General features: G+C 67.4%; 10 protein-coding genes. 3 read left to right on the forward strand and 7 right to left on the reverse strand.

The annotated features are described in order from the left end of the window. Positions 1–58: 58 nt before the first annotated feature. Together ACFW6D_RS20070 and ACFW6D_RS20075 are read left to right on the forward strand one after the other, a co-directional pair. The gene (locus ACFW6D_RS20070) at positions 59–1,333 is read left to right on the forward strand and encodes an APC family permease (RefSeq protein ID WP_379330186.1); all 1,275 of its coding nucleotides are present in this window, start codon (positions 59–61) and stop codon (positions 1,331–1,333) included. A 185-nt stretch (positions 1,334–1,518) separates the two neighbouring features. Next, positions 1,519–2,115 (forward strand): sigma-70 family RNA polymerase sigma factor, encoded by a 597-nt coding sequence (locus ACFW6D_RS20075; protein WP_379330188.1) that lies wholly within the window; start codon positions 1,519–1,521, stop codon positions 2,113–2,115. Between the two features lie 340 nt (positions 2,116–2,455). On the opposite strand, the gene arsA is transcribed toward ACFW6D_RS20075, so the two are convergent. The 7 genes from arsA to ACFW6D_RS20110 form a co-directional block, all read right to left on the reverse strand. Further along, positions 2,456–4,225, reverse strand: a complete 1,770-nt coding sequence (arsA, locus tag ACFW6D_RS20080; protein ID WP_379330190.1) for an arsenical pump-driving ATPase — start codon at positions 4,223–4,225, stop codon at positions 2,456–2,458. 5 nt (positions 4,226–4,230) lie between these two features. Beyond that, complete coding sequence (arsD, locus tag ACFW6D_RS20085; protein WP_379330192.1) at positions 4,231–4,608, reverse strand: arsenite efflux transporter metallochaperone ArsD; 378 nt, start codon at positions 4,606–4,608, stop codon at positions 4,231–4,233. A 28-nt stretch (positions 4,609–4,636) separates the two neighbouring features. Beyond that, a complete protein-coding gene (locus ACFW6D_RS20090) occupies positions 4,637–5,041 on the reverse strand; it encodes an arsenate reductase ArsC (RefSeq protein ID WP_379330194.1) in 405 nt (134 codons plus the stop codon). Between the two features lie 26 nt (positions 5,042–5,067). Next, positions 5,068–5,487 (reverse strand): low molecular weight phosphatase family protein, encoded by a 420-nt coding sequence (locus tag ACFW6D_RS20095; RefSeq protein ID WP_379330196.1) that lies wholly within the window; start codon positions 5,485–5,487, stop codon positions 5,068–5,070. Continuing rightward, positions 5,484–6,575, reverse strand: coding sequence for an ACR3 family arsenite efflux transporter (gene arsB, locus ACFW6D_RS20100; protein ID WP_379330198.1), 1,092 nt, complete (start codon positions 6,573–6,575; stop codon positions 5,484–5,486). The genes ACFW6D_RS20095 and arsB overlap by 4 nt, the downstream gene beginning before the upstream one ends. Beyond that, positions 6,572–6,934 carry an ArsR/SmtB family transcription factor gene (locus ACFW6D_RS20105; RefSeq protein WP_379330200.1) on the reverse strand — a complete coding sequence of 121 codons (363 nt, stop codon included), beginning with the start codon at positions 6,932–6,934 and terminating at the stop codon, positions 6,572–6,574. Before ACFW6D_RS20105 ends, arsB begins: the two co-directional genes overlap by 4 nt. Before the next feature lie 99 nt (positions 6,935–7,033). Next, the gene (locus ACFW6D_RS20110) at positions 7,034–7,900 is read right to left on the reverse strand and encodes a helix-turn-helix domain-containing GNAT family N-acetyltransferase (protein WP_379330202.1); all 867 of its coding nucleotides are present in this window, start codon (positions 7,898–7,900) and stop codon (positions 7,034–7,036) included. 102 nt (positions 7,901–8,002) lie between these two features. Here ACFW6D_RS20110 and ACFW6D_RS20115 point away from each other — a divergent pair, with 102 nt between their 5' ends. Further along, positions 8,003–9,328 carry an FAD-dependent oxidoreductase gene (locus ACFW6D_RS20115; protein ID WP_379330203.1) on the forward strand — a complete coding sequence of 442 codons (1,326 nt, stop codon included), beginning with the start codon at positions 8,003–8,005 and terminating at the stop codon, positions 9,326–9,328. Positions 9,329–9,448: the final 120 nt, after the last annotated feature.

Consider the following 9,448-nt stretch of genomic DNA (forward strand, 5'->3'; position numbering starts at 1 on the left):
CCCGCGTAGGCAAGTATTTCGGTGAGAGATCGGCCGAGAATTCTGCGACGGGAGCACAGTGTCCGAGATAGCGACGTCGGAGTTACGCCGAAGGTTGGGCGTGACCGATGCGGTCATGATCGGGCTCGGTGCCATGATCGGGGCCGGGATCTTCGCGGCGCTTGCGCCTGCCGCACGGGCGGCGGGGTCGTGGTTGCTGGTCGGGCTGGCGGTGGCAGCGGTGGTCGCGTATTGCAACGCGACCTCCTCGGCGCGATTGGCCGCGCGGTATCCGTCCTCCGGTGGGACGTATGTGTACGGGCGCGAACGGCTCGGTGAGTTCTGGGGTTATCTGGCCGGTTGGTGTTTTGTGGTTGGTAAGACCGCGTCGTGTGCGGCGATGGCGTTGACCGTCGGCACCTACGCCTGGCCTGCCCACGCGCACGCGGTGGCCGCGGGTGCGGTGGTCGCGTTGACTGCGGTGAACTATCGCGGTGTTCAGAAATCGGCGCTGCTGACCAGGGTGATCGTGGCGTTCGTGCTTGCGGTGCTGGCGGCGGTCGTGGTCGCGGCGTTCACTGCCGAGTCCGCCGATTTCGCGCGGCTCGAATTCGGTTCCGACGTCACGGTTTTCGGGGTGTTGCAGGCGGCGGGTCTGTTGTTCTTCGCATTCGCCGGATACGCGCGGATCGCGACCCTGGGGGAGGAGGTCCGCGATCCGGCGCGCACGATTCCGCGGGCGATTCCGTTGGCGCTGGCCATCACGCTGGTGGTGTACACGCTCGTGGTGGTCGCGGCGTTGAGCGTGTTGGGGTCGCAGGGGTTGGCGCAGGCCGCGGCGCCGCTGTCCGAGGTCGTGCGGGCGGCCGGGGTCGGTTGGCTCGAACCGGTGGTTCGGGTCGGTGCGGTGGTGGCCGCGCTCGGCTCGCTGCTCGCCCTGATCCTCGGGGTGTCGCGCACGACGCTGGCGATGGCCCGCGACCGGCACCTGCCGCACGCACTGGCCGCGGTGCATCCGCGATTCGCGGTGCCGCACCGCGCCGAACTGGCGGTCGGGGCGATCGTGGCCGTCGCCGCGGCCACCGTCGATATCCGGGCCGCGATCGGGTTTTCCTCGTTCGGCGTGCTGCTCTACTACGCCGTGGCCAACGCGGCCGCCTGGACGCTGACACCGTCGGAAGGCCGTCCGCCGCGGTGGGTTCCGGTGGTCGGACTGCTCGGTTGCGTGATCTTGGCCTGCACGTTGCCCGCCGTGTCCGTGCTAGCGGGCGCGGCCGTCGTCGCGCTCGGCATCGTGATCTACACCGTGCGACGCACCATCGCCGGAGCCGATCTCGATGACCGGCATCGGTGAGCGCGATGCTCACCCGTCGGTACCGCGACATTGTTCGACAACGCGGACTGCGATCCCTGTCGGCTCGCAACTCAGCAGTGAACCTAGCGGTGCGTCCGATTCGCGGCTACGTCGTCTGAGTTGGCACGACCGCTGTCCTTACGGCGGATGGCGAGGATGCTGAAGGCAGACAGGAAGTGGGACGAGTGAGCACACCGCAGAACGCTGATCTCGAGCAGTTGTGGCATGGATTTTCCGGCGACCTGCGGGTCTTCATCGCCCGCAGGGTCTCCCGCCCGGAAGATGCCGACGACATCTTGTCGAATGTGTTCGTTCGGATGGCCAAGAGCTTGGACGATCTGCGTGATCAGGACCGGTTGCTCGGTTGGATGTATGCCGTCACCCGCAACGCGATCACCGACTACTACCGCTCGGCGCCGCGCCGTCGCGAACTTCCCGTCGACACCCTCCCGGACCACCAGGCCGCCGACGGTGACGAAACCGACGTCGCGGCCTACCGGGAACTCGCGTCGTGTCTGGTGCCGATGCTGTCCGCGTTGCCCGCCGATCAGGCCGCCGCGGTGCAGATGGTCGACCTCGATGCTCGCACGCACGCCGCTGCCGCCGAGGAGGCTGGTATCTCGGTGTCGGGGATGAAATCACGAGTCCAACGTGGCCGCGCCGCGCTGCGTGCCCAACTGCAGGCGTGCTGTCAGATCAGCAGGGACAGCACCGGTTACGTCCACGACTACCGGCCTCGCAGCGAAGACTGCGCATGTGGGGACACGCCTTCGGACCGATAAACCGGTCCTTGCCGGGCTGCCATGACCGAAAGTGCGGTGCGAGCTCAGGCTCGCACCGCACGTTACCGGTTACTGGCAGCCGCACCCGCCGCTGACTGTCGCTGCCGGCCCGCAGCATGTCGACTTCGCACTCGGCTCGCAGCACGTGGTCTGCTTTTCGGTGCTGCAACACGTCGCGGCAGGCTGCGGTGCGTTGGTTCGATCCGCTGCTTCGACCTCGTTCGGGGTGGTTGTCATGGTGACTCCTTGGTCTGTGGGGGTGTGCACCAAGACAGACGAGGCTGCACAGGAATGGACGCACCTGCGTATCGACAAGTTTCGAGGCAACCGAGGGTGGTGGTCAGTCGCCTGTCGGTACAGCGACGCCGCCGGACAACTCGGCCAGTCGATCGGTGCCGGTCGGCTCAGAACTGAGCAGCGGAACGAGTGCGTATCGGTGGCTGTATTGCGTTGCCACAGAGTCGATGTGGGCGACCTCTGCTGACGCACGCGCGCGCAGCAAGGCGTCGGCCGGGTGGGCTGCGGCGAGGGAATTGTTCAGTACCCAGGCCCACGGGGTGATGGAGGCGCGTTCCAGATCCGCGCAGAGTTCGACGGATTCGAGGATGGGGGTCGATTCCGGGGAGGTGACGACGAGGATCTTCGTCTGCGCGGGGTCCTGTAATCGCATGAGCGGGGTGGTGAAACTGCGATCGGCGCCGAGGTTGCGGCTGATCTCGCGGTGGTAGGCGCCGGTGGCATCGAGCAGCAGCAGGGTGTGGCCGGTCGGGGCGGTGTCGACGACGACGAAGCGGCGACGGGACTCGTGGACCAGGCGTGAAAACGCTTGGAACACAGCGACTTCCTCGGTGCAGGGGGAGCGCAGATCTTCGGCGAGCGCGGCGCGTCCCTGCTCGTCGAGATCGGCTCCGCGCGTGCGCAACACCCGCTGCCGGTACTGCTCGGTTGCCTCGTCGGGGTCGATGCGCGAAACCTGCATGGTCGAAGAGCCGGTGCCGATGGTTTCGGTGAGGTGGGCGGCGGGATCGGTGGTGCTCAGGTGTACGTCGTGGCCGCGGGCGGACAGGGCGGTGGCGACAGCGGCGGCGATGGTGGTCTTGCCGACGCCGCCTTTGCCCATGCACATGATCAGGCCGTGGTCGTCGAGTGCCAGTTCGTCGATCAGTACCGCCAGCGGGGCAGGTGCGAGGTTCGGTGCGTCGGTGTCGGTGAACGCGGAAACCGTTGTGGTGGAGTCGAAGAGCGTGCTCAAGGCCGCGACGCCGACCATGTCGACCGGCTTGAGCGTGATCCGATCGCAGGGAAGCGCGGCCAGCGACGCGGGCATCGCTGCGATCGCCGCGTTCTCGCGACGAGTGATCGCCGCGGCCAGGACATCCGTATCACTCTGCGGCAGAACAGCATTGATGATCAGGTGCCCGGCAACGACGCCGATGTCGGTGAGTTCGTCATAGGTTCGGGCCACTTCGCGCAGCGCCGCGTCCTGGGCACGGGCGACCAGAACCAGGCGCGTGAGCGCGGGGTCGGTCAGTGCATGCACTGCGGCGGCATAGGTTTCGCGTTGCGCGTTCAGTCCGGACAGCGGTCCGAGGCAGGAAGCATCGCCGCTGCCCTTCAGGTATTCGGTCCACGCTCCCGGCAGTTGCAACAGCCGGATCGTGTGACCGGTCGGGGCGGTATCGAAAACGATGTGATCGAACTGCGGGAGCGCGGACGGGTGCAGGAGTGCGGTGAATTCGTTGAACGAGGCGATCTCGGTGGTGCACGAGCCCGACAACTGTTCGGTGATGGTGTCGATCTCGGCGGCGGGCAGCAGTCCTCGCACCGGCCCGATGATCCGTTCGCGGTAGGCGGCCGCGACCTGGTGTGGATCGATCTCCAACGCCGACAGGCCGGTCACCGCAGGGATCTCGGTGACCGACGCGCCGATGGTCGTGTCGAAGACGTGCCCGACGTTCGAGGCGGGATCGGTGCTGACCAGCAGCACCCGAGCGCCGCCGCGGGCGAGCGCGATCGCCGACGCGCAGGCGACCGAGGTCTTGCCGACCCCGCCCTTTCCGGTGAAGAACACAAACCGCGGGGCGTCGGTCAAGAAGGAAGGGGTCTCCACGATGATCAGCAGCAGCCGGGTCCGCTACAGCTGTCCTCGGCGATATCGAGCAATCCCACACCGGGCGGCGGGCTCACCTGGCGGGTGCGCGACCACACGGTGATCTCGTCACGCGTCGGATAACGGCCGGTCAGCGCGGTGACGCCGTCGACGAGGACGAGCGGAAGCCCTTGCGAGCCTGCGATTTCGAGAAAGTTGCGGACGGCGTCGTTACCGGCGAAAGCCAGTGGTTCCGACGCCATGTTGAACCGGGTGATGTCACCGCCCTGGCCGCGCAGCCAGTCCAGATCGGCGGAGAAATTCACCAGGGCCTGGTCGACGTCGGGTCCGCACACGCCGGTGTTGCAGCACAGTGCGGGCTCGAATACCTCGATCTTGCTCATCGACAGGTCGCTTTCTCGGGTAGGGAGTTCAGGCGGGGAGCAGTTCGGCGATCAGTTCCTCGATGCGCTTTTTGATCTCGTCGCGGATCGGTCGCACCGATTCCACCCCCTTGCCCGCCGGGTCTTCGAGCTTCCAGTCGCGGTAGTCGACACCGGGGAAGTACGGGCAGGCGTCGCCGCAGCCCATGGTGATCACGACCGAGGAGGTCTCGACGGCATCCGGGGTGAGGATCTTCGGCGACTGTGCGGTGATGTCGATGCCGAGTTCGGCCATCGCCTCGACCGCTGCCGGGTTGAGTGAGCTGCCTGGTGCGCTACCAGCGGAGCGGACCTCGATGGCGTCACCGGCGAGATGGGTCAGGAAGCCCTGTGCCATCTGGGAACGGCCTGCGTTGTGGACACAGACGAAGAGCACGCTGGGCTTGGTCGACATGGGAGGCAATGCCTTTCGGTGGTGGGTCAGCTGGTGGGGATGTCGAGTTCGGCGAGCAGGTGCCGGACATGGGTCTCGATGTCGTCGCGCACCAGGCGCATGCGTTCGATGCCGTCGATGCCGCGTTCGGAGGGTTCGACGGTGTCCCAGTTGATGATTCGCACGCCCGCGACGGGTTCGATCTGTGCTTCGCGGCCGAGGGTGACGACCAGGTCGACGGTGCGCAGTAGGTCGGGGTCGATGGGTTTGGGTTTTTCGTCGGCGAGGTCGATGCCCAGTTCGTCGAGCGAGGCCACCGACAGCTCGTTCAACGCGGTGCCGGGGCGAGTGCCTGCCGAGTGCGCGTCGACACGGTCGCCGGCCAGGTGGCGCATGAGTCCGGCTGCCATCTGGGACTTTCCGCCGTTCTTCACGCAGACGAACAGCACCGAGGGCTTGTCGCTCACTTGATGTCTCCGGTGACAGCGGCGTTCTGGTCGGCGAATCGTTTGCGCAGTGCGAGCGAGACGTAGACCAAGGCGACCAGCACCGGGACCTCGATCAGCGGGCCGACCACGCCGGCGAGGGCTTCGCCGGAGGTGGCGCCGTAGGTGGCGATCGCGACGGCGATGGCGAGTTCGAAGTTGTTGCCCGCGGCGGTGAACGCGAGGGTGGTGGTGCGGGCGTAGCCGAGGCCCATGACTGCGCCGAGGGCGTAGCCGCCGCCCCACATGATGGCGAAGTAGGCCAGCAACGGGAGGGCGATGCGGACGACGTCGAGAGGGTGGGAGGTGATCTGGTCACCCTGCAGGGCGAACAGGACCACGATCGTGAAGAGCAGACCGTAGAGCGCCCACGGGCCGATGCGGGGGAGGAACTTCTGCTCGTACCACTCGCGGCCCTTGGCGCGTTCGCCGAAGCGGCGGGTGAGGTACCCGGCCAGTAGCGGGATACCAAGGAAGATCACGACCGATTTCGCGATTTCCCAGGGTGAGACGTCGATCGTGGTCTGTTCCAGGCCCAGCCAGCCGGGCAGGACCGACAGGTAGAACCAGCCGAGCACGGCGAACATGAAGACCTGGAACACCGAGTTCAACGCGACCAGCACTGCGGCGGCGTCGCGATCACCGCAGGCCAGGTCGTTCCAGATGATGACCATGGCGATGCAGCGAGCGAGGCCGACGATGATCAGGCCGGTGCGGTATTCGGGCAGGTCGGGCAGGAAAAGCCAAGCCAGGGCGAACATCAGCGCGGGGCCGAGCACCCAGTTCAGGACCAGGGAACCGATCAGGAGTTTGCGATCGCTGGTGACGGAGTCGAGGCGGTCGTAGCGGACCTTGGCCAGCACCGGGTACATCATGATCAGCAGGCCGAGCGCGATCGGCAGGGAGATGCCGTCGATCTCGACCGCGCCCAGCGCATCGCCGATGCCCGGAATCAGTCGGCCGAGCAGCAATCCGGCGGCCATCGCCACGCCGATCCACACCGGCAGGAACCGGTCGAGAGTCGACAGCTTGCCGACGACGGGCGGGTGGTCGGCGGTGGTAGTACTCACGCGTTGGCACTTTCGGTGATCAGCGCGCTCGAGACGCGGGCGAATGCTTCGGGCACGACGCGGTAATACACCCACGACGCGCGGCGCTCACTGGTGAGCAGTCCGGCTTCACGCAGCACCTTGAGGTGGTGCGAGATGGTCGGCTGGCTGACGTCGACTCCGTCGGAGATATCGCACACGCACGCCTCCCCACCGGCCCGGCTCGCTACCAGCGAGAACAGTCGAAGGCGCACCGGATCCGCCAGCGCTTTGAACACGGCGGCGAGTTCGACCGCCTCCGCGGCGGTCAAGGGATCGCGGACCGCCGGTTCCGCGGCACAGGCCGCGACCGGTGTCAGATTCAGCTCCGACTTAGACATTCTTCGATATTGACGTATATCTAATCAATGCGCAAGCAAACGTCCGGTGAACGGATCGGCGGCGCGTGCCCGGAATGGGGTGGGCGTGGTTCGAACCGGTCAGGAATTCTCGCTGCGCCGCTCCAGCAGGACAGTGTCGCGCCAGACGCCGTTGAGCTGGGCGATGCGCTCGCGCAGGCCTACGGTTCGGTATCCCGCTGAGTGATGCAGGGCGATGCTGGCGCGGTTCTCGGGGAAAATGGCGGTCTGCAGCGTCCACAGGCCCGCCTTGTCGGCGGCCATGACCTGGGTGCGCAGCAATGACTTTCCGACGCCCCGCCCGCGCATGCCGTCGGCGACGTAGACCGAATTCTCGGCGACACCCGCGTAGCAGTCGCGTGCGGAAGTCGGTGCCAGGGCGGCCCAGCCGACGACGGCGCCGTCGATCTCGGCGACCCAGCGATGGTCGGGCAACCAGTGGGCGTCCAGTGTTGCGCGCTCCGGTACCTCGGTGGTGAAGGTCGCCAGTCCGGTGGCGATGCCCTCGTCGTAGATGCGCAGGACCGCATCCCAGTCGTCGTCGCGCATCGCCCGCACCGCCACGTCGGCGGGCAGGTCGGACGGGCAGCACGGCCGTGGCGAGAGCACGCCCATGACGGCGTCGGCGGCGTGGGGGAGTCCGGTGCAGCAGGTCGGGTTGACCACGACGATGGTCGATGTCCCGCTCTTGTGGGTGGTGACGAAGCCGACGTCGGCGAGTTTGCGGACGTGATGGGAGACCGTCGGCTGCCGGATGTCGAGGGCCGCGGTCAGCTCGCCCACTGTGATTCCGGTGGGGCGGCTCGCGACCAGGTGCAGGAGCCGGACGCGGGTGGGGTCGGCCAGGCAGGCGAACCATTCGGCGTAGGTGGTGGCGTCGTCGACGGCCAGCGCGTCGACGCGCGGAGCGGTTGCGTCGCGTACGACGGGCATGTCAAGAGACGTCATGAACTCGATTGTATCGACGACGATCAATGGTTGCATTCATCGACGACTGTCGATACAGTCACATTGATTAGATCGATGTGCGTCGATGAATGGAGCCTCGAAATGTCCGAACTGCCTGTTGTCGTTGTCGGAGCCGGCCCGGTGGGGTTGGCCGCTGCCGCTGAACTGCGCGAACGCGGCGTGGCTGTCCTGGTGTTCGAACGTGGACCCAGGGCCGGTGCCGCCGTGGCGGAATGGAACCACGTGCGGCTGTTCTCCCGGTGGGCCGAGCTGATCGCCCCCGCCGCCCGCCGCGTGCTCGTCGGCACCGACTGGATCGCCCCCGCTGACGAGGGCTACCCGACCGGGCAGGAGTGGGCACGCGATTACCTGGCCCCGCTGGCGGCCGCGCTCGGCGGCGTCGTTCGCTACGACACCGAGGTGGTCGGGCTCGCCCGCCGCGGCCGTGACCGTGTTGTCGACGCCGGTCGCGACACCGAACCGCTGTCGGTGCACACCCGCCGCGCCGACGGCACCGAGGAGCGCATCCCGGCGCGCGCGGTGATCGATGCGTCCGGCACCTGGGGCGCGCCGAATCCACTTGGCGGCGAAGGACTTCCGGCGATCGGTGAGCGCGGATCCGACGCCGTGACGTATCGGGTCCCCGACATCGACTCCGCTCAGGATCGAGACCGGTTCGCCGGTGCGCACACGGTGATCGCGGGCGGCGGCCACTCGGCACTCGGTGCGATCGTGGCGCTGACGCAGTTGTCGGAGCCGGGCACCCGGCTGACCTGGATCCTGCGACGCGGATCCGCCGAATCGACCTTCGGCGGCGGCGAGGCCGACGAACTGCCCGCGCGTGGTGCACTCGGCCTGCGGGCGAAGCAGGCGGTCGATGCCGGGCTGCTCGAGGTGGTGACCGGATTCCGCACTGCAGCAATCGAATCGGGCACAGATGGGCGCGTGGTGCTGGTCGCCGATGACGGCCGCCGCATCGCCGATGTCGACAATGTCGTGGCGCTCACCGGTTTCCGCCCCGAGCTCGGTTGGTTGTCGGAAGTGCGCCTGGAACTCGACCCGGTCCTGCAGGCCCCCGTCCGGTTGGCGCCGCTGATCGACCCGAACGTGCACTCCTGCGGCACCGTCTACCCCCACGGCGTCGCCGAACTGACCCACCCCGAGCCCGGCGTCTACCTGGTCGGGATGAAGAGCTACGGCCGCGCACCGACCTTCCTGGCGATGACCGGCTACGAACAGGTCCGCTCCATCGCCGCCTCCCTGGCCGGCGACCACGAGTCCGCCGCCCGCGTCGAACTCACCCTGCCCGACACCGGAGTATGCGGCGGCGCAGGCGTTTTCGACGATCCTGAAAGTGCGAGTTCAGGTGGCTGCTGCAGTCCCGCGCCCGAGGCATTGACCCTGACCGCACGGCCGGCCGGCTGCTGAGAAGTTGTCGACCACCACCGTGGCGCAGGCCGGATCCGGCCAGCGCCCGCCGGGGCTGGTAACCCCGTGTGTGAGCCACATAACCACCAGGGGGCAACAGTAAAAACCCAATACAGTACA

Source organism: Nocardia sp. NPDC058705, from assembly GCF_042749305.1.
Classification (GTDB): Bacteria; Actinomycetota; Actinomycetes; order Mycobacteriales; family Mycobacteriaceae; genus Nocardia.

Bases quoted from the DNA above. Each gene is read 5' to 3' on its own strand.
- arsD (WP_379330192.1), bottom strand. From the start codon at position 4,608: ATGAGCAAGATCGAGGTATTCGAGCCCGCACTGTGCTGCAACACCGGC.
- ACFW6D_RS20090 (WP_379330194.1), bottom strand. From the start codon at position 5,041: ATGTCGACCAAGCCCAGCGTGCTCTTCGTCTGTGTCCACAACGCAGGC.
- ACFW6D_RS20105 (WP_379330200.1), bottom strand. From the start codon at position 6,934: ATGTCTAAGTCGGAGCTGAATCTGACACCGGTCGCGGCCTGTGCCGCG.
- ACFW6D_RS20110 (WP_379330202.1), bottom strand. From the start codon at position 7,900: ATGACGTCTCTTGACATGCCCGTCGTACGCGACGCAACCGCTCCGCGC.
- ACFW6D_RS20115 (WP_379330203.1), top strand. From the start codon at position 8,003: ATGTCCGAACTGCCTGTTGTCGTTGTCGGAGCCGGCCCGGTGGGGTTG.